We start from the raw sequence: 17,552 nt of genomic DNA on the forward strand, positions 1-17,552 counted from the left end.
ACATGCGTTGGCCTGTCACCCTGTTGGGCGCAGCCGCCGGATTGGCGCTGGCGAGCATTCCCGGCGCGCTGTTGGGTGGCGTGCTCGGCCATAGCCTGGATCGCCGTCTGCAGATCCGCTCCTGGAAGGGCCTTATCCAGCGCCTGGGCTGGAGCGGTGGCGAGCTGGATGACAATGACCTGCTGTTCATCCTGCTTGGGCGCCTGGCGAAGAGCGACGGGCGGGTCCAGGAGGCGCACATCGCCCAGACCCGTGCGGAAATGCGCCGCCTGAGCCTGGACACCGAGCAGCAGCGCCGCGCCATCGAAGCGTTCAATCGTGGTAAGACCGGCGACGACGGCCTGTTGTTGCCGTTGCGTCGGCTGCGCAAGCGGCCCGAAAAGGTCCGCAGTGTGCTTTCCAGCTGCTGGCGGCTGGCGGCTGCCGAGCCGCAGATCAGCGAGCGCAAGCGCAATCTGATTCTGCTCTGGGGCCGCTGGGCCGGCTGCACACCGGGCGAGGTGCTGGATCTGCAGCCGACCGCCAGCCAGCACAATCCCGGCAAGGCGCGTGAATCGGCGGTGGCGCCGCGCGCGCGTAACCCCTACGAGGAAGCCCTGCAGCTGCTCGGTGTGCGGGAAACCTCCGAGTCCGGGGAGATCAAGCGCGCCTACCGTCGCCTGCTCAGTCAGTACCACCCGGACAAGCTGGCCGGCGCCGGCGCCAGCTCCGACGCGGTGCGCCAGGCCACCGAAAAGACCCGCGAACTGCACAGCGCCTACACGCTGGTGCGCGAGCGCCACGGGTTCTAAGCGGTCTGCCCTGGTTCAGCGCTGCGCCGAGCGTGCGTCCAGCTCCAGCCAGCCGCGCACGCGGCGTACCAACTGCTCCTGCTCGGCGCGAGCGTCGCTCGGCAGGCTCTGCAAGCCGACCTGCATATAGGCCGGATGCTGCTGGCGCTTGCCGGCGTTCAGGCGTTCACGGGCGGCAGTCGACTGGTGCGCCTGGTCACGGTAGTAGAAATCGGCGGTCGCCAGGCGCAGCTGCGGCAGCAGCTCGTCGAGTCCTGTCTTGGCGTCCCCGGGTTCGCGGGGGGAGACAATCACCAGTTGCGCCACCTCGCCCGGCTGCTGCTCCTGAAGGAAGCGCGCGGCCCAGTAGGCGCCGGTGCCGTGGCCGAGCAGGACCAGCGTGCGCGGCTGCTGCTGGCGCGCAAACTCCAGTGCGGCGCGCAGGCGTGCCTGCACACGTTGGGCGTGGTCCGGTTCCGCCGGGGCCAGGTCGTCCAGCGCCGCGCTGGCGCTGGCTGTGTCGGGAGTGAATTCGGCGGCAACGGTCGGGGTGCTTGCCTCCTGCTCGGCGCGGGCCGTTTCGGCTGCCGGCTCGCCCTCCGTTTCCAGCGCTTCGGGTGCTTCCACTTTTTCCACACCTTCCAGCATCACGGTCACCGGCTTGCCCTTGCGTGCTTTCACACCGGCGTTCGGGCCGTCCGGCAGGGTCAGGCTCAGGGTGCTCCAGCCGAGGTCCGGCAACTGGCGGCGCAGCGGACCAATTGCGGTGGGCCAGTCTGCGGTTTCGCCCTCGCCCGGCAGGAGGATCACCAGCCCGGCGGGCTGCGCTTGGTTGGCCGGCAGCCACAGGGACAGGAACGGATCGGCGCCACCGTCGAGGGTAAGTTGCTGGCGCGCCGGCAACTGGCGCTGCAAGGCCTGCTGCTGCGCCTCGCTGCGGCTGTCCAGCATGGGGCGCGGCGGCACGCTGCGTGGCGCGGGCTCAACGCTGAGAGGCGCGGCTTCAGGGGCGGTGGCTGCGTTGTCCTCGGCCAGGGCTGGCAGGCCGTGCAACAGCACAGCCAGGGTCAGAGGAGAAAGCAGGGCGGCAGGGTGGCGCAGCATGGCAACGAACCGGCGATGGGGAGACGCACGGAGTCTAAAGGGCAATTGCCGGCTTGTCAGGCAAGGTGTCGGCGGACAGCGCAAGCCCGCCAGCGGGAGTACAATGCGCGCTTTTCCGGAATTGCCCTGCCGAGGTCCGTCCCATGCAACCCTTCGCCATCGCTCCGTCGATTCTCTCCGCCGACTTCGCCCGCCTCGGCGAAGAGGTGGACAAGGTGCTCGCCGCCGGCGCCGACATCGTGCACTTCGACGTGATGGACAACCACTACGTGCCCAACCTGACCATCGGCCCGATGGTCTGCAGTGCGCTGCGCAAGTACGGCATCACCGCGCCCATCGACGCGCACCTGATGGTCAAGCCGGTCGACCGCCTGATCGGCGACTTCCTCGAGGCCGGCGCCAGCTACATCACCTTCCACCCGGAAGCCAGCGAGCACATCGACCGCTCCCTGCAGCTGATCAAGAGCGGCGGCGCCAAGGCCGGCCTGGTGTTCAACCCGGCCACCCCGCTGGACTGCCTGAAGTACGTGATGGACAAGGTCGACATGATCCTGCTGATGAGCGTCAACCCCGGCTTCGGCGGCCAGAAGTTCATCCCCGGCACCCTGGACAAGCTGCGCGAGGCGCGGGCGCTGATCGATGCCAGCGGCCACGACATCCGCCTGGAGATCGACGGCGGCGTGAACGTACAGAACATCCGCGCCATCGCCGAGGCCGGCGCCGATACCTTCGTCGCCGGCTCGGCAATCTTCAACCAGCCCGACTACAAGGCGGTGATCGACGCCATGCGCGCCGAGCTGGCGCACGTCGCGCGATGACCCTGCTGGAAGCACTGTTCGGCGGCCGGCTGCCGCGCCTGGTGATGTTCGACCTGGACGGCACGCTGGTGGATTCCGTGCCGGACCTGACCGCCGCCGTGGACAGCATGCTGCGCCAGCTGGGCCGGGCTCCGGCTGGCATCGAAAAGGTGCGTGATTGGGTCGGCAATGGCGCGCCGGTGCTGGTGCGCCGCGCCCTGGCCGGGCAGCTGGACCATACTCGAGTGTCCGACGAGGAGGCCGAGGCGGCGCTGGCGCTGTTCACCGAGGCCTACGCCGGCAGCCATGCGTTGACCAGCGTCTACCCCGGCGTGCCGGAATGCCTGGAATGGCTGAGCGCCCATGACATCTCGCTGGCCGTGATCACCAACAAGCCGAGCCGGTTTGTCGCTCCGCTGCTGGAAGAAAAGGGCCTGGCGCAGCACTTTCGCTGGACGGTGGGCGGCGACACGCTGCCCGTGCAGAAGCCCGATCCCGCCGCGCTGTTCTGGGTGATGGACAAGGCCGGGGTATCGCCCGCCGATTCTCTGTTCATCGGTGACTCGCGCAACGATGTGCTGGCCGCACGTGCCGCCGGCGTGCGCTGCGTGGCCCTGAGCTACGGTTACAACCATGGCCGGCCCATCGCCGAGGAGATGCCCGACCGGGTTCTCGACGATCTGCGCCTGCTTGTTGCCAGCGTTGCGGGGCTGCGCTAGTGTGGCCGGCACCGTATCACCCCCTGGAAGAGATCAGATCGTGGTGGTCACCCGCAAACAGTGGATGAAAGTTCTCAAGGCCCTGGCCCGTTGGCGCTGGCGCGCCTGACTTTCTCCTGCCGGCCGCGCCGGCCCGTTTGCCCGACCTTTTGTTTTGCCCCTCCGACCACGAGGCTGACATGACCCGCGAAGAATTCCTGCGTTTGGCCGCCGACGGCTATAACCGCATCCCGCTGGCGTTCGAGACGCTGGCTGATTTCGATACCCCGCTTTCCCTCTACCTCAAGCTGGCCGACCAGCCACATACCTACCTGCTCGAATCCGTGCAGGGCGGTGAGAAATGGGGGCGTTACTCCATCATCGGTCTGTACAGCCGCACCGTGCTGCGCGTGCACGGCCACCAGGTTCAGGTGCACGACAACGGCGCGCTGGTCGAAGAGGCCGAGGTCGACGATCCTCTGGACTTCGTCGAGCAGTTCAAGGCGCGCTATCGCGTGCCGACCCTGCCCGGCCTGCCGCGCTTCGACGGTGGCCTGGTGGGCTACTTCGGCTACGACAGCGTGCGTTACGTGGAGCGCAAGCTCGCGCAATGCCCGAATCCCGATCCGCTGGGCACCCCGGATATCCTGCTGATGGTGTCCGACTCGGTGGTCGTCTTCGACAACCTCGCCGGCAAGCTGCACTGCATCGTGCTGGTCGATCCGGCGCAGGCGGATGCCTACGACGCCGGCAAGCAGCGTCTGCAGGCCCTGCGCGAGCGGCTGCGCCAGCCGATCACGCCACGTCCGGGGCTGGACTTCGACCGGGCGAAGGGGCCTGAGCCGGTGTTCCGCTCCAGCTTCAGCCAGGAGGCCTTCGAGCAGGCGGTTCGGCAGATCAAGGAATACATCCTGGCCGGGGACTGCATGCAGGTGGTGATCTCCCAGCGCATGTCGATTCCCTTCCAGGCCGCCCCCATCGATCTCTACCGCGCGCTGCGCTGCTTCAACCCCACCCCCTACATGTACTTCTTCAACTTCGGCGACTTCCACGTGGTGGGCTCCTCGCCGGAAGTGCTGGTGCGCGTCGAGGACGGCGAGGTCACCGTGCGGCCGATCGCCGGCACCCGTCCGCGCGGCGCCAACGAGGAGGCCGACCGCGCCCTGGAGCAGGACCTGCTGTCCGACGCCAAAGAGCTGGCCGAGCACCTGATGCTGATCGACCTGGGCCGCAACGATGTGGGCCGGGTGTCGAACACCGGCTCGGTGAAGGTCACCGAGAAGATGGTGATCGAACGCTATTCCAACGTGATGCACATCGTTTCCAATGTCACCGGTCAGCTGAAACCCGGGCTGTCGGCCATGGATGCGCTGCGCGCCATTCTGCCGGCCGGCACCCTGTCCGGGGCGCCGAAGGTGCGCGCCATGGAAATCATCGACGAGCTGGAGCCGGTCAAGCGCGGCATCTACGGCGGCGCGGTGGGTTACCTGGCCTGGAACGGCAACATGGATACCGCCATCGCCATCCGCACGGCGGTGATCCGCGACGGCGAGCTGCACGTGCAGGCCGGCGCCGGCATCGTCGCCGACTCGGTGCCCGCGCTGGAGTGGGAAGAAACCCTGAACAAGCGCCGCGCCATGTTTCGCGCGGTGGCGCTGGCCTCGTCCGAAGCGGAAGGAGCGTAAGCCATGCTGTTGATGATCGATAACTACGACTCCTTCACCTATAACGTGGTGCAGTACCTGGGCGAGCTGGGTGCCGATGTGCACGTGATCCGCAATGACGAGCTCACGATCGCGCAGATCGAAGCGCTCAAGCCCGAGCGCATCGTGGTCTCGCCGGGGCCCTGCACGCCGACCGAAGCCGGCGTGTCCATCGAGGCGATCCTGCACTTCGCCGGCAAGCTGCCGATCCTCGGGGTATGTCTGGGCCACCAGAGCATCGGCCAGGCGTTCGGCGGCAAGGTGGTACGCGCGCGGGTAGCCATGCATGGCAAGACCAGCCCGGTGTTCCACGCGGACCAGGGCGTGTTTGCCGGGCTGAACAATCCGCTGACCGTGACCCGCTACCACTCGCTGGTGGTCGAGCGCGACAGCCTGCCCGACTGCCTGGAGATCACCGCCTGGACGCGACGCGACGACGGCGGCGTCGACGAGATCATGGGCCTGCGCCACAAGACCCTGAATATCGAGGGCGTGCAGTTCCACCCGGAATCCATCCTCACCGAACAGGGCCACGAGCTCTTTGCCAACTTTCTGAAACAGTCCGGAGGCGTGCGCCAATGAACATCAGGGATGCCCTCAACCGGGTGGTCAACCACCTGGACCTGAGCACCGAGGAAATGCAGGACGTGATGCGCCAGATCATGACCGGCCAGTGCACCGACGCGCAGATCGGCGCCTTCCTGATGGGCCTGCGCATGAAGAGCGAGAGCATCGACGAGATCGTCGGTGCCGTGCAGGTGATGCGCGAACTGGCCACCCCGGTCAACGTGCCGGGCGCCAACCTGGTCGACAACTGCGGCACCGGCGGCGACGGCATGAACATCTTCAACGTCTCCAGCGCGGCGTCCTTCGTGGTGGCGGCGGCCGGCGGCAAGGTGGCCAAGCATGGCAACCGAGCGGTGTCCGGCAAGAGCGGCAGTGCCGACCTGCTGGAAGCCGCCGGCGTGTATCTGGACCTCAAGCCCGAGGAAGTGGCGCGTTGCGTGGACACCGTGGGCGTGGGCTTCATGTTCGCCCCGGCGCACCACGGCGCCATGCGCCATGCGGGCAACGCCCGCCGCGAGCTCGGTCTGCGCACGCTGTTCAACATCCTCGGGCCGATGTCCAACCCGGCGGGCGTCAAACGCCAGGTGCTGGGTGTGTTCAGTAAGGAACTGTGCCGGCACATGGCCGAGGTGCTGCGCCGGCTGGGCAGCGAGCACGTGATGGTGGTGCATTCCAAGGACGGCATGGACGAGATCAGTCTGGCCGCACCCACCCACGTGGCCGAGCTGCGCAACGGGGAAATCCGCGAGTACGACATCCTGCCGGAGGACTTCGGCATCAGGAGCCAGAGTCTGATCGGCCTGACCGTCAACGATGCCCAGGAATCGCTGGCGCTGATCACCGACGCGCTGGGTCGGCGCAAGACCGAGAACGGTCAGAAGGCCGCAGACATGATCGTGCTCAACGCCGGTGCGGCGCTGTATGTCGCCGGTGTGGCCGGCACGCTGAAGGATGGCATCCACATGGCCCACGATGCGCTGTACAGCGGCCTGGCCCTGGACAAGCTGCAGGAGCTGGTGTCCTTCACCGCCGTGTTCCGCCAGGAGGCTGCGCAATGAGCCTGAGCGTGCTGGAGCGGATTATTGCCCGCAAGGCCGAAGAAGTCGCTGAACGCCGTGGCCGGGTGAGTCTGGACGAGCTGGAGCGCCTGGCGAAGCAGGCCGATGCGCCGCGTGGCTTCGCCCGTGCCCTGCAGGAGCGTGCCGCGCGCCGCGAGGTGGCGGTCATCGCCGAGGTGAAAAAGGCCTCGCCGAGCAAGGGCGTGATCCGTCCGCACTTCGCGCCAGCGGAGATCGCCCGCAGCTATCAGGCCGGCGGCGCCGCCTGCCTGTCGGTGCTGACCGACATCGATTTCTTCCAGGGTAGCGACGCCTACCTGCAGGAGGCGCGCGCCGCCTGTTCGCTGCCGGTGATCCGCAAGGACTTCATGATCGATCCGTACCAGATCGTCGAAGCCCGCGCGCTGGGCGCCGACTGCGTGCTGCTGATCGTCGCCAACCTGCAGGACGGCCAGATGGCCGAGCTGGCGGCGGTGGCCAAGGCGCAGGGGCTGGATGTGCTGGTCGAGGTGCATGACGGCGCCGAACTGGAGCGTGCGCTGCGCCTGGATACCCCGTTGTTGGGCATCAACAACCGCAACCTGCACACCTTCGAGGTCAGCCTCGACACCACCTTAGCGCTCAAGGAGCGGGTGCCGGCCGACCGAATGGTGATCACCGAAAGCGGCATTCTTGGCCGCGCCGACGTCGAGCGGATGGAGGCCAACGGGGTGTATGGTTTCCTGGTCGGCGAGGCGTTCATGCGTGCCGAGGACCCGGGGGCCGAGCTCAAGCGCCTGTTCTTTCCCGCGCGCTGAAACCCAGCCATAAAAAAACCGGCCCTGAGGCCGGTTTTTTTATGGCTGGGTTTCAGCGGGTGCCGAACACCACCATGGTCTTGCCTTTCACGTTCACCAGACCCTGTTCCTCCAGGGACTTGAGCACGCGGCCGACCATTTCCCGCGAGCAACCGACGATACGGCCGATCTCCTGGCGGGTGATCTTGATCTGCATGCCGTCCGGGTGGGTCATGGCGTCAGGCTGCTTGCACAGATCGAGCAGGGTGCGCGCGACGCGGCCGGTGACGTCGAGGAAGGCCAGGTCGCCGACCTTGCGGGTGGTGTTGCGCAGGCGTTCGGCCATCTGGCTGCCCAGGGCGAACATGATTTCCGGGTCCTGCTGGATGAGTTCGCGGAACTTGGCGTAGCTCAATTCCGCCACTTCGCACTCGGTCTTGGCACGAACCCAGGCGCTGCGCGGCTTCTCCGAACCTTCCTTCTCGAACAGCCCCATCTCGCCGAAGAAGTCCCCGGTGTTGAGATAGGCGATGATCATTTCGCGACCGTCGTCATCCTCGATGAGGATGGTGACCGAGCCCTTGATGATGAAGAACAGCGTTTCGCAGCGATCCCCCGCGTAGATGATCGTGCTTTTGGCGGTGTAACGCCGCCGGTGGCAATGCACGAGCAGCTTGTCCAGATGTTTGTTCTTGGAAGCGAGACTGATAGCGACCATGCCCTGAATCCCCAATACGTGGTACGTCCTGTGGAACGTATTTGTTTTAGTTATGCCCGGTGAGTGTGCCATTTAAGTAGTGGCAACTTAACAGCCAACAGGGGGCGATGTTAAACCTTCGTGAGGGTAATCACACGGAACACGTCGCCTGGGTCACAGTGCTTTGGCCAAGAGGCCCACGCGCGCTGTGCTAAGCTGCGCGCCTTTTCCAGTGGGACGAGCGGGACGAATGAAAGCACGCATCCAATGGGCCGGCGAGGCCATGTTTCTCGGCGAATCGGGTAGTGGGCATGTGGTGGTGATGGATGGTCCGCCGGAAAGCGGCGGTCGTAACCTGGGCGTGCGGCCCATGGAGATGCTGCTGCTGGGTCTGGGTGGGTGTTCCAGCTTCGACGTGGTAAGCATCCTGAAGAAGTCCCGCCAGGCGGTGGAGAGCTGCGAGGCGTTTCTGGACGCCGAGCGCGCCACGGAGGACCCGAAGGTGTTTACCCGGATCCACCTGCGCTTCGTGGTGAAGGGGCGTGGGCTGAAGGAACCGCAGGTCAAGCGGGCGGTGGAGCTGTCCGCCGAAAAGTACTGCTCGGCATCCATCATGCTGGGTCGTGCGGGCGTAGATATCACCCACAGCTACGAGATCGTCGAGCTGGGCTGATGGCCGCAAGAACGAAAAAGGCGCCTGCGGGCGCCTTTTTCGTGGGCCGGTGGATTCAGATCCGGTACGTGCTCTTGGTCATGACCTTGGCCATCAGTGACATGCCGAACTTGATCGGGGCGGGGAAGCGATAGCCACCGGCTGCCAGGGCATTGCTGGAGTGCAGCTGCTCGTCGGTGCGCATCTGTTCGAGGATGGCGCGGCTCTTGGCGTCTTCGCGGGGAATCTGCGCCAGATGCTCGTCGAGGTGCTTGACCACCTGGTCCTCGGTGGCGGCCACGAAGCCCAGGCTGACCTTGTCGCTGATCAGGCCGGCAGTGGCGCCGATGCCGAATGACAAGCCATAGAACAGCGGATTGAGGAGGCTGGTGCGGCTGCCCAGCTCACGGACACGCTGTTCGCACCAGGCCAGGTGATCGATCTCCTCATCAGCGGCCTGCTCCATGGCTTCGCGAATGTGCGGCAGCTTGGCGGTCAGCGCCTGGCCCTGGTAAAGCGCCTGTGCGCACACTTCGCCGGTGTGATTGATGCGCATCAGTCCGGCAATGTGGCGTTTGCTCTGCTCGTCCAGGCTGGTCTCCTCTTCCAGGACGGCCGGCGAAGGCCGCGTGGACGGTCCGCTGAAGGGCAGCAGGGTGCGCAGCACGGTGTCGACCTGCTGCAGCAGGCGATCTGCGGGGGAATAGTGACGTTCGCTGGCCATGAGGGTCTCCGGGTCGACTGGCGGCAGAGTGTACTGCATCGCGGCATTGCGGTTTTGATTCGCGTCAGCGCGCCGGCTGGGGTAGCGACTAGCCGGGCGGCCAGTACAAGGGGCGCTGGCCGAGTACGTGCAGGTGCAGATGGAACACCGTTTGCCCGGCCAGGGCGTCACTGTTGATCACCACGCGGAAGCCCTTGTCGCAACCCAGCTGCCGAGCCAGCCGCTGGGCGACGAGGAGCAGATGGCCGGCCAGCGACTTGTCGGCCTGTTCATCCAGGTCATGCAGGGTAGCGATGTGCTTCCGGGGAATGACCAGGAAGTGCACCGGCGCCTGCGGATTGACATCCTGGAAGGCGATCGCCAGATCGTCCTCATACAGGCGTTGCGCGGGGATCTCCCCGGCAGCGATCTTGCAGAACAGACACTCCACGGTGGGGCTCCGGACAGGCGGGAACTCCCAGTGTAGTGAGGGCGATCAGGAATCGCCCATGCCGCCAGTCCGTTCAGAACGGCCGGACCACCACAAGGATGACAATCGCCAGCAGGAAGAGCACCGGGACTTCGTTGAACCAGCGATAGTACACATGGCCGTGCGGGGTTTCGCCCCGGGCGAAGCGCTTGAGCTGGGCGCCGCACATGTGGTGATAGCCGATCAGCAGTACCACCAGGGTCAGCTTGGCATGCATCCAGCCGCCGGTGGCGAACAGGCCCGGATTGAGGGCGAGCATGGCGATACCCAGGATCACCGTGGCAAGCAGGGAGGGCAGCATGATGCCGCGATACAGCTTGCGCTCCATGATGCAGAAGCGATCACGGCTGGCCTGGTCATCGCTCATGGCGTGGTAGACGAACAGGCGCGGCAGGTAGAAGAGACCGGCGAACCAGCACACCATGGCAATGATGTGCAGGGCCTTGAGCCAGAGATAGAGCATCGAGCGGCGTCCTTAAGGTTTTCGAGAGGGCTGCCGATAGTAGTAACAAACCGGGTGGGCGTCATCTCAGTGGTTGGCCGCGACACGCGACGGTCTTATCATCGGCGGCCTTTGTGTGGCTCGACTGAGGGGCGTGAAATGATCAAAGTCGGAATCGTTGGGGGCACCGGGTATACCGGGGTCGAACTGCTGCGGCTGTTGGCCCAGCATCCGCAGGTCGAGGTGGCGGTGATCACCTCGCGCTCCGAAGCTGGCGTCAGGGTGGCGGACATGTACCCCAACCTGCGCGGCCACTACGACAACCTGGCGTTCAGTGTGCCGGACAGCGCCACGCTGGGCGACTGCGATGCGGTTTTCTTCGCGACGCCGCATGGCGTGGCGCATGCGCTGGCCGGCGAGTTGCTGGCTGCGGGCACCCGGGTGATCGATCTCTCCGCCGATTTCCGCCTGCAGGATGCCGAGGAGTGGGCCGCCTGGTATGGCCAGCCCCATGGAGCGCCCGAGCTGCTCGGCGAAGCCGTGTATGGCCTGCCGGAAGTCAACCGCGAGCAGATTCGCGGCGCGCGTCTGATCGCCGTGCCGGGTTGCTACCCGACCGCCAGCCAGTTGGGTCTGCTGCCTTTGCTGGAAGCGGGTCTGGCCGACCCCACCACGCTGATTGCCGACTGCAAGTCGGGCGTCAGTGGCGCCGGTCGTGGCGCCAAGGTGGGCTCTCTGTTCTGCGAGGCCGGTGAAAGCATGATGGCGTACTCGGTCAAGGGCCACCGGCACTTGCCGGAGATTCGCCAGGGCTTGCGTCGCGCAGCCGGTGGAGAGGTCGGACTGACCTTCGTTCCGCACCTGACACCGATGATCCGGGGTATCCACGCCACCCTGTATGCCCGTGTGGCTGACCGCTCCGTCGACCTGCAGGCACTCTACGAAAAGCGTTACGCCAACGAGCCCTTCGTGGATGTGATGCCGGCTGGCAGTCATCCGGAAACCCGCAGCGTGCGCGGCGCCAACGTCTGCCGCCTGGCCGTGCACCGGCCGCAGCAGGGCGACCTGGTGGTGGTGCTGTCGGTGATCGACAATCTGGTCAAGGGCGCATCCGGCCAGGCGGTACAGAACTTGAACATCATGTTCGGCCTGGATGAGCGTCTCGGCCTGAGTCATGCGGGGATGCTGCCCTGATGATGTGGGAAGTCAAAACGCTGGATCCGCGTCATCAGCGCCGCAAGCGAATTCTACTGACGGTGCTGCTGCTCTCCCTGCCGCTGCTGGTGCTGGGTGCCTACTGGAAAGGGGGCGAGGATAGCCGAGAGCGTATTCGCGAGCTGGAAGCTCTGGAAGAGCATTACGAGCAGGTCAGCCGCGAGCTGGAGCAGTCGCAGCAGATGCAGGCCGTGCTGTCCAGCGGCGAGCGCCTGGGCCGCCAGGCCAACGAGCAGAGCCGGCAGACCATCAAGCTTCTGGAAGAGCAGATCTACAAGCTGCAGCAGGACCTGGCGTTCTACAAGGGGGTACTGGCGCCGGCCAGCCGCCGCGAGGGTCTGCGTATCCGCTCGTTCGAGCTGCAGAGCACGGACGATCCGCTGCTGTATCGCTACAAGCTGCTGCTGAGTCGGGTGGGCACGGATGACAAGCCGCTGGAGGGGCAGGTGCGCATCAGCGTGGTCGGCGAACGCCAGGGCGCAGAGGTGGAGCTGGACCTTGCCGAACTTTCCAAGGAGTGGACAAGCACCACATCCTTCGCCTTCCGCCACCTGCAAGCCTTCCCGGAAGGTGCACGGTATGCCGAGCTGAACCTGCCTGAGGATTTCACCCCCAGTCAGGTCAAGGTACGCGCCGATATCAAGGGCCAGCGCCAACCGCTGGAACGTACTTACAACTGGAATGAAGAGAAGAAGTAATGGCCATGTGGAGCAACAGCAATAAGAACAAGCCGGCGTCTGCCGATCTGCAGCGCTATAACGGCAAGACCAGCATCATCGCCGCTGGCGCACTGCTGGTAGGCGATCTGCGCGTGAAGGGCGCTGTTCAGCTGGATGGCCGGCTGCAGGGTAATCTGATCGCCGAGGAAGGACTGGTACGGGTCTCCACGGGTGGTCTGGTCGAGGGCGAGATTCACGCTCAGCACGTCATCCTGGATGGCGAGGTGACCGGCGATGTCCATGCTTCCGAGCACGTCGAGCTTGGAAGCGGTGCCCGCCTGCGCGGCAACCTCTACTACGGGCTGATGGAGATGGCCATGGGTGCACAGATTGAGGGGCGCCTGTACGCCATTCGCGAAGGCGATGCACCGCTGGAGCTGCCGGCGCCTGCGGAAGTCGTCGCCGAATAATTGACTGGTTTACTCGGGTAAGCGGATAATGCCGGCCACGTTGTTTGGCTTGATGCCGGGAGATTTCCAGCATGAGTGTTGAATCCTTCACCCCCAGTCCGCTGATTTTTACCCAGGGGGCGGCACATAAGGTGAAGAGCCTGGTCGAGGAAGAAGGCAATCCGCGCCTGAAGCTGCGGGTGTTCGTGACCGGCGGAGGCTGCTCCGGCTTTCAGTACGGTTTCACGTTCGATGAAGACATCGCCGATGACGATACCGTCGTCGAGCGTGAAGGGGTCAGTCTGGTGGTTGATCCCATGAGCTTCCAGTACCTTGCTGGCGCTGAGGTGGATTACCAGGAAGGCCTCGAGGGTTCGCGGTTCGTGATCAACAATCCGAACGCGAGCACCACCTGTGGCTGCGGGCAATCCTTCTCCATCTGAACAGGACTGTCGGTTAAAACGCCGTGCCCTCGGGCGCGGCGTTTTTGTTTTGTCACTCAGGCCGGGTAGATGGCGCCTAGGATGCGCAGGCCGCGCGCCCCGGTCACGCTTGGCCGATTGGCGGGAATACGCTCCAGGCAGCAGTGGGCCAGCCAGGCGAATGCCATGGCCTCCATCCAGTCCGCAGGCACGCCGCGCTCATCCGTAATGCAAACGTCCATGCCAGGCAGCAGGCTGCCCAGGCGCTCCAGCAGCGCGCGGTTATGGGCGCCTCCGCCGCAGACGAGCAGTTCCCGGGTGCTGGGCTGACGCTTCAGCAGCGCGTCGGCAATGCTTAAGGCCGTCAGCTCCAGCAGCGTGCGCTGCACATCGGCCTCGGCCAGCGTCGGGAACTTGGTCAGCTTCGCCTGCAGCCAGGGAAGGTTGAACAGCTCGCGACCGGTACTTTTCGGACCGGCTTGGGCGAAAAAGGGCTCATCGAGCAGGCTCTGGAGGAGCGGCGCATTCAATTCCCCTGAAGAGGCCCAATCGCCGTTGTTATCGAAAGCTTCGCCCCGGCATACCTGAATCCAGGCATCGAGCAGCACGTTGCCCGGACCGCAATCGAAACCGGCTACCGGCTGGTCAGGGTGCAGCAGCGTCAGGTTGCTGAAGCCCCCGACGTTCAGTACCGCGCGCGCCGTGCCGGTATCGGCAAACAGTGCTTCGTGGAACGCTGGCACCAGGGGGGCACCTTGTCCGCCAGCAGCGACATCGCGACGACGGAAGTCACCTACCACCGTGATGCCCGTAAGTTCGGCCAGCAGGGCGGGGTTGCCGATCTGGATCGTGAATCCCCGGACGGGTTCGTGGCGAACCGTCTGGCCGTGGCTGCCGATGGCGCGGATCTGCCGCGGCTTGAGGTTGTGCTGACGGAGCAGCGATGCAATGCCTTGGGCAGCCAGAGATGCCCACTGCTGTTCCGCCAGCGCGGCGCGGGCCAGTTCGTCGTCTCCGGAGCAGCACAGGGACAGCAGTTGCTCGCGAAGGGCCAAAGGCATCGGAATATAGTGGTGGCCGAGCAGCCGGGTGCGGTCGTGCTGCTCGACCAGCGCTATGTCCAGACCGTCCAGGCTGGTCCCGGACATGACGCCGAGATAGAGAGGCATACTCAGTCCTTGCGTGCCAGCATGACGGAGCGCTCCTGATTCAGCTGAGCCATCAGCGGGGTGCTGTGCTGGAGGAAGCGCTGCTTTTCCTTGCCGCTGAGCGGATCGGCAATCAGCTGCTTCTGGCTCAGGGGGTCAACGTGGGTGCCGTTAACCTGGAACTCATAATGCAGATGCGGTCCGGTGGACAGTCCCGTGGTGCCGATGTAGCCGATGATCTGCCCCTGCTTCACGGTGGAGCCTGTGCGTACATTCTTGGCGAAGCCCTGCATATGGGCATAGAGGGTCCGGTAGCGCGAGCCGTGCTGGATAACCACGGTGTTGCCGTAGCCGCCCTTGGTCCCGGCCAGAATGACCTTGCCATCGCCGGCTGCCTTGATGGGCGTGCCGCGCGGCGCAGCGTAGTCCACGCCCTTGTGGGCGCGGATCTTGTTCAGGATGGGGTGCTTGCGGCCCTTTGAAAAACGCGAGCTGATGCGCGCGAAGTCCACCGGGGTGCGGATGAAGGCCTTGCGTACATTGTTGCCTTCGGCCGTGTAATACCCGGTTTCGCCCTTGCTGGTGGTGTAGCGCACCGCGGTATAGGTCGTACCGCGATTGACAAAGCGGGCAGCCAGGATCGCACCACTGCCGACGACCTCGTCGTTCAGCGTCTTTTGCTCGTAGAGCACGTCAAACTCGTCGCCCTCACGGATGTCCATCGCAAAGTCGATGTCGTAGCCGAAGACATTGGCCAGGTCCATGATCAGGCTGTGGCTAAGCCCGGCCTGGTTGGCGGCATCGAACAGTGAGCTGGTAATGGTCGCGTGGGCGTAGGCCTGGCGCATCTCCGGATCGGCCAGGACGCGTTCGAACGTATAGCCGGTTTCGGTCTTCTGGATCTGGATGGTTTCAAGCTGGGACAGCGGTGAGCTCAGGCGTTGCAGCTGTCCGTCCGGAGAGAAGTGGAAATCGAGTTCCTGGCCTTCCCGTATGCGACCCAGCTGGCGAGCCTCCTTGCTACTGTTGAGCATCTCGTGCAGCAAGCCGGCCGACAGGCCCACCTGGCTGAATATGGTAGACAGGGTGTCGCCGCGGCTCACCGTGACGCGCATCTGCCAAGGTACTTCAGGTTCGTTCGCACCCTCTTCACTCGCGATCTGTGCAAAGGGATCTTCCTGAGGCTCCTCGAGTTCCAGCGGCGACGTGGGTGGCACGGCCTCCTGAAGAAAGGAGCTGTGGGCCAGTTCCAGTTCCTGGCTGAGATAGGTCTTCTTGGCTTCCACCTCGCGGGAGGGGAACACCAGCAGCGCCAGGCTCAGCAGCGCGGCAATGCCGCTGGCGGCCAGCAAATGGCCTTTGGGGTATAGCGGGCGGCGGGTCTTGAGTGGCTGCATGACGGGATGACGGAATTCTTACCAAAATGACTGACGAAAATATAAGCAAAGAAAAGCCGGGGCAACCTTGACCCAGGCCGGCGTGACGTGTGGTAACTCGCTGCGCCGCTGACAAATTCTTTTTTGGGCCCCGATCTTGTATCTTTACGGGTTTTCAAACTCAGGGTGCCGAGGCGTCTATGAAGTCTGTGGAAGAGCAGTTGGCGCTGATCAAGCGCGGGGCGGATGAGATTCTGGTGGAGGCGGAGCTGGTAGACAAGCTGCGACGGGGCAAGCCGCTGCGCGTCAAGGCTGGCTTCGACCCGACTGCTCCGGATCTTCACCTGGGTCATACGGTACTGATCAACAAGCTCCGCCAGTTCCAGGAGCTTGGCCATCAAGTGATCTTCCTGATTGGTGACTTCACCGGGATGATCGGTGACCCGTCTGGTAAGAGCGCCACCCGGCCGCCCCTTACCCGTGAGCAGGTGCTGGAGAACGCGGAAACCTATAAGGCTCAGGTGTTCAAGATTCTCGATCCGGAGCGCACCGAGGTCGCCTTCAACTCGACCTGGATGGACAAGTTGTCTCCTGCTGACTTCATCCGGCTTTCCTCCAACTACACAGTGGCGCGGATGCTGGAGCGGGATGATTTCAGCAAGCGCTACGCCAGCAATCAGCCGATCGCCATCCATGAGTTCCTATACCCGCTGGTCCAGGGCTACGACTCGGTGGCGCTGCAGGCTGATATCGAGCTGGGCGGTACCGACCAGAAGTTCAATCTACTCATGGGGCGCGAACTGCAGCGGTCTTATGGACAGGAACCGCAGTGCATCCTGACCATGCCGCTGCTGGAAGGGCTGGATGGCGTGAAGAAGATGTCCAAGTCGCTGGGCAACTATGTAGGAATCCAGGAAGCACCGGGCGTTATGTACAACAAGCTGGTTTCGCTGCCGGACTCCATGATGTGGCGCTACTTCGAGCTGCTCAGCTTCCGCTCGATGGAGGAGATCGAAAGCTTCAAGCGCGACGTGGCGGAAGGGGCGAATCCTCGCGACATCAAGATCAAGCTGGCTGAAGAGATTGTCGCTCGTTTCCATGGCGAGGAAGCGGCAGCCAGCGCGCACCGTTCCGCAGGTAATCGCATGAAAGATGGCGAACTGCCCGAGGATCTGCCGGAAATTGAACTGCAGTCGGCCGAGGATATGCCTATCGCCGCCGTTCTCAACCAGGCGGGCCTGGTAAAGAATGCGGCGGGCGCGCGCGACCTGCTGAGCGCCGGTAGCGTGCGGATCGATGGAGCTGTGGTAGGCCGGGGCTTTCAGTTCAAGCTGGGCGCAACGCATGTCTGCCAGGCAGGGAAGAAGGCTTTCGCACGCATTAGCCTGAATAAGGGTTGACGATTGTGTGGGGCGCCCCTATAATGCGCCCCACTTCCAGCGCAGAGCTGCTGAAAACTCCTTGTAAATCAACGAGTTGGATGTTCGGATCTGCCTGGTGGGGCTCGCTAGAGGAAGCGGGCTGCTGGTCGAGGCGGGGTTGACAGTGTCGTTTGGCGCTGTATGATTCGCCTCCCGCTGCAGAGTCTGGTTGAACCGGCTCTGGGTGGTAAGCGGTTGAGATGAAACGAAAAAGTTCAAATCAACGCTTGACAGGCAAAACGGCCGCTGTAGAATGCGCGGCCTCGGTTGAGACCTTCGGTCAGATCGAAACGCTCTTTAACAACTGAATCAAGCAATTCGTGTGGGTGCTTGTGGATGCATCGAGTGATAGGCCGAAAATTAACAGCATCAAAAATAAAAGACGGGAAAAACCAAAGGTTTTTG

At 64.2% G+C, this 17,552-nt stretch carries 21 protein-coding genes; 13 read left to right on the forward strand and 8 right to left on the reverse strand.

The annotated features are described in order from the left end of the window. Nucleotides 1–2: 2 nt before the first annotated feature. Nucleotides 3–791: a DnaJ domain-containing protein gene (locus SF06_RS15910; protein ID WP_027590640.1), complete on the forward strand. Its 789-nt coding sequence runs from the start codon at nucleotides 3–5 to the stop codon at nucleotides 789–791. Nucleotides 792–806: 15 nt separating this feature from the next. Here the strand turns inward: SF06_RS15910 and SF06_RS15915 are convergent, their stop codons facing one another. Further along, entirely contained in the window at nucleotides 807–1,874 is a 1,068-nt protein-coding gene (locus SF06_RS15915) for a DUF3530 family protein (RefSeq protein ID WP_027590641.1), read from the reverse strand. Nucleotides 1,875–2,017: 143 nt separating this feature from the next. Here SF06_RS15915 and rpe point away from each other — a divergent pair, with 143 nt between their 5' ends. The 6 genes from rpe to trpC all read left to right on the forward strand — a co-directional run bounded on the left by rpe (nucleotide 2,018) and on the right by trpC (nucleotide 7,494). After that, a complete protein-coding gene (gene rpe, locus SF06_RS15920) occupies nucleotides 2,018–2,692 on the forward strand; it encodes a ribulose-phosphate 3-epimerase (RefSeq protein ID WP_039562630.1) in 675 nt (224 codons plus the stop codon). Then, nucleotides 2,689–3,390: a phosphoglycolate phosphatase gene (locus SF06_RS15925; RefSeq protein ID WP_027590643.1), complete on the forward strand. Its 702-nt coding sequence runs from the start codon at nucleotides 2,689–2,691 to the stop codon at nucleotides 3,388–3,390. The genes rpe and SF06_RS15925 overlap by 4 nt, the downstream gene beginning before the upstream one ends. Before the next feature lie 179 nt (nucleotides 3,391–3,569). Further along, complete coding sequence (gene trpE / locus SF06_RS15930) at nucleotides 3,570–5,054, forward strand: anthranilate synthase component I (RefSeq protein WP_027590644.1); 1,485 nt, start codon at nucleotides 3,570–3,572, stop codon at nucleotides 5,052–5,054. Between the two features lie 3 nt (nucleotides 5,055–5,057). Next, entirely contained in the window at nucleotides 5,058–5,654 is a 597-nt protein-coding gene (locus tag SF06_RS15935) for an aminodeoxychorismate/anthranilate synthase component II (RefSeq protein WP_039562632.1), read from the forward strand. Beyond that, nucleotides 5,651–6,697, forward strand: a complete 1,047-nt coding sequence (trpD, locus tag SF06_RS15940; RefSeq protein ID WP_027590646.1) for an anthranilate phosphoribosyltransferase — start codon at nucleotides 5,651–5,653, stop codon at nucleotides 6,695–6,697. The genes SF06_RS15935 and trpD overlap by 4 nt, the downstream gene beginning before the upstream one ends. Next, nucleotides 6,694–7,494 carry an indole-3-glycerol phosphate synthase TrpC gene (gene trpC, locus SF06_RS15945; protein WP_039562633.1) on the forward strand — a complete coding sequence of 267 codons (801 nt, stop codon included), beginning with the start codon at nucleotides 6,694–6,696 and terminating at the stop codon, nucleotides 7,492–7,494. The genes trpD and trpC overlap by 4 nt, the downstream gene beginning before the upstream one ends. Before the next feature lie 52 nt (nucleotides 7,495–7,546). Here trpC and crp read toward each other — a convergent pair whose 3' ends face one another. Continuing rightward, nucleotides 7,547–8,191 (reverse strand): cAMP-activated global transcriptional regulator CRP, encoded by a 645-nt coding sequence (crp, locus tag SF06_RS15950; RefSeq protein WP_027590648.1) that lies wholly within the window; start codon nucleotides 8,189–8,191, stop codon nucleotides 7,547–7,549. Between the two features lie 229 nt (nucleotides 8,192–8,420). Here crp and SF06_RS15955 point away from each other — a divergent pair, with 229 nt between their 5' ends. Next, nucleotides 8,421–8,843, forward strand: a complete 423-nt coding sequence (locus SF06_RS15955; RefSeq protein WP_027590649.1) for an OsmC family protein — start codon at nucleotides 8,421–8,423, stop codon at nucleotides 8,841–8,843. 55 nt (nucleotides 8,844–8,898) lie between these two features. On the opposite strand, the gene coq7 is transcribed toward SF06_RS15955, so the two are convergent. The 3 genes from coq7 to hemJ form a co-directional block, all read right to left on the reverse strand. Then, on the reverse strand, nucleotides 8,899–9,546 hold the full coding sequence (gene coq7, locus SF06_RS15960) for a 2-polyprenyl-3-methyl-6-methoxy-1,4-benzoquinone monooxygenase (RefSeq protein WP_039562634.1): 648 nt from the start codon (nucleotides 9,544–9,546) through the stop codon (nucleotides 8,899–8,901). 88 nt (nucleotides 9,547–9,634) lie between these two features. Further along, entirely contained in the window at nucleotides 9,635–9,976 is a 342-nt protein-coding gene (locus tag SF06_RS15965; protein ID WP_039562635.1) for a histidine triad nucleotide-binding protein, read from the reverse strand. A 73-nt stretch (nucleotides 9,977–10,049) separates the two neighbouring features. Next, complete coding sequence (gene hemJ, locus SF06_RS15970; protein WP_027590652.1) at nucleotides 10,050–10,478, reverse strand: protoporphyrinogen oxidase HemJ; 429 nt, start codon at nucleotides 10,476–10,478, stop codon at nucleotides 10,050–10,052. Between the two features lie 138 nt (nucleotides 10,479–10,616). Here hemJ and argC point away from each other — a divergent pair, with 138 nt between their 5' ends. The 4 genes from argC to erpA all read left to right on the forward strand — a co-directional run bounded on the left by argC (nucleotide 10,617) and on the right by erpA (nucleotide 13,223). Next, nucleotides 10,617–11,651, forward strand: coding sequence for an N-acetyl-gamma-glutamyl-phosphate reductase (gene argC, locus SF06_RS15975; protein WP_039562636.1), 1,035 nt, complete (start codon nucleotides 10,617–10,619; stop codon nucleotides 11,649–11,651). After that, nucleotides 11,651–12,370, forward strand: coding sequence for a DUF6776 family protein (locus SF06_RS15980; protein WP_039562637.1), 720 nt, complete (start codon nucleotides 11,651–11,653; stop codon nucleotides 12,368–12,370). The genes argC and SF06_RS15980 overlap by 1 nt, the downstream gene beginning before the upstream one ends. 5 nt (nucleotides 12,371–12,375) lie before the next feature. After that, nucleotides 12,376–12,801 (forward strand): bactofilin family protein, encoded by a 426-nt coding sequence (locus SF06_RS15985; protein ID WP_027590655.1) that lies wholly within the window; start codon nucleotides 12,376–12,378, stop codon nucleotides 12,799–12,801. Nucleotides 12,802–12,872: 71 nt separating this feature from the next. After that, complete coding sequence (gene erpA / locus SF06_RS15990) at nucleotides 12,873–13,223, forward strand: iron-sulfur cluster insertion protein ErpA (protein ID WP_027590656.1); 351 nt, start codon at nucleotides 12,873–12,875, stop codon at nucleotides 13,221–13,223. Between the two features lie 56 nt (nucleotides 13,224–13,279). On the opposite strand, the gene SF06_RS15995 is transcribed toward erpA, so the two are convergent. Both SF06_RS15995 and SF06_RS16000 read right to left on the reverse strand, forming a co-directional pair. Beyond that, complete coding sequence (locus tag SF06_RS15995; protein WP_039562640.1) at nucleotides 13,280–14,371, reverse strand: anhydro-N-acetylmuramic acid kinase; 1,092 nt, start codon at nucleotides 14,369–14,371, stop codon at nucleotides 13,280–13,282. 2 nt (nucleotides 14,372–14,373) lie between these two features. Beyond that, complete coding sequence (locus SF06_RS16000; protein ID WP_027590658.1) at nucleotides 14,374–15,747, reverse strand: peptidoglycan DD-metalloendopeptidase family protein; 1,374 nt, start codon at nucleotides 15,745–15,747, stop codon at nucleotides 14,374–14,376. A 179-nt stretch (nucleotides 15,748–15,926) separates the two neighbouring features. Between SF06_RS16000 and tyrS the strand changes: the two genes are divergently transcribed. Further along, nucleotides 15,927–17,126, forward strand: a complete 1,200-nt coding sequence (gene tyrS, locus SF06_RS16005; RefSeq protein ID WP_039562641.1) for a tyrosine--tRNA ligase — start codon at nucleotides 15,927–15,929, stop codon at nucleotides 17,124–17,126. A 236-nt stretch (nucleotides 17,127–17,362) separates the two neighbouring features. On the opposite strand, the gene SF06_RS18615 is transcribed toward tyrS, so the two are convergent. Further along, nucleotides 17,363–17,552: hypothetical protein (locus tag SF06_RS18615; protein WP_211253776.1), on the reverse strand; the 190-nt coding region annotated here is incomplete at its 5' end.

Source organism: Pseudomonas flexibilis, assembly GCF_000802425.1.
In the GTDB taxonomy this organism is placed as follows: domain Bacteria; phylum Pseudomonadota; class Gammaproteobacteria; order Pseudomonadales; family Pseudomonadaceae; genus Serpens; species Serpens flexibilis.

Bases quoted from the DNA above. Each gene is read 5' to 3' on its own strand.
- argC (WP_039562636.1), top strand. From the start codon at position 10,617: ATGATCAAAGTCGGAATCGTTGGGGGCACCGGGTATACCGGGGTCGAA.
- SF06_RS15915 (WP_027590641.1), bottom strand. From the start codon at position 1,874: ATGCTGCGCCACCCTGCCGCCCTGCTTTCTCCTCTGACCCTGGCTGTG.
- SF06_RS15955 (WP_027590649.1), top strand. From the start codon at position 8,421: ATGAAAGCACGCATCCAATGGGCCGGCGAGGCCATGTTTCTCGGCGAA.
- crp (WP_027590648.1), bottom strand. From the start codon at position 8,191: ATGGTCGCTATCAGTCTCGCTTCCAAGAACAAACATCTGGACAAGCTG.
- tyrS (WP_039562641.1), top strand. From the start codon at position 15,927: ATGAAGTCTGTGGAAGAGCAGTTGGCGCTGATCAAGCGCGGGGCGGAT.
- coq7 (WP_039562634.1), bottom strand. From the start codon at position 9,546: ATGGCCAGCGAACGTCACTATTCCCCCGCAGATCGCCTGCTGCAGCAG.
- trpC (WP_039562633.1), top strand. From the start codon at position 6,694: ATGAGCCTGAGCGTGCTGGAGCGGATTATTGCCCGCAAGGCCGAAGAA.
- SF06_RS16000 (WP_027590658.1), bottom strand. From the start codon at position 15,747: ATGCAGCCACTCAAGACCCGCCGCCCGCTATACCCCAAAGGCCATTTG.
- erpA (WP_027590656.1), top strand. From the start codon at position 12,873: ATGAGTGTTGAATCCTTCACCCCCAGTCCGCTGATTTTTACCCAGGGG.
- SF06_RS15980 (WP_039562637.1), top strand. From the start codon at position 11,651: ATGATGTGGGAAGTCAAAACGCTGGATCCGCGTCATCAGCGCCGCAAG.
- SF06_RS15935 (WP_039562632.1), top strand. From the start codon at position 5,058: ATGCTGTTGATGATCGATAACTACGACTCCTTCACCTATAACGTGGTG.
- SF06_RS15985 (WP_027590655.1), top strand. From the start codon at position 12,376: ATGTGGAGCAACAGCAATAAGAACAAGCCGGCGTCTGCCGATCTGCAG.
- SF06_RS15995 (WP_039562640.1), bottom strand. From the start codon at position 14,371: ATGCCTCTCTATCTCGGCGTCATGTCCGGGACCAGCCTGGACGGTCTG.
- SF06_RS15910 (WP_027590640.1), top strand. From the start codon at position 3: ATGCGTTGGCCTGTCACCCTGTTGGGCGCAGCCGCCGGATTGGCGCTG.
- SF06_RS15925 (WP_027590643.1), top strand. From the start codon at position 2,689: ATGACCCTGCTGGAAGCACTGTTCGGCGGCCGGCTGCCGCGCCTGGTG.
- hemJ (WP_027590652.1), bottom strand. From the start codon at position 10,478: ATGCTCTATCTCTGGCTCAAGGCCCTGCACATCATTGCCATGGTGTGC.
- trpE (WP_027590644.1), top strand. From the start codon at position 3,570: ATGACCCGCGAAGAATTCCTGCGTTTGGCCGCCGACGGCTATAACCGC.
- rpe (WP_039562630.1), top strand. From the start codon at position 2,018: ATGCAACCCTTCGCCATCGCTCCGTCGATTCTCTCCGCCGACTTCGCC.
- trpD (WP_027590646.1), top strand. From the start codon at position 5,651: ATGAACATCAGGGATGCCCTCAACCGGGTGGTCAACCACCTGGACCTG.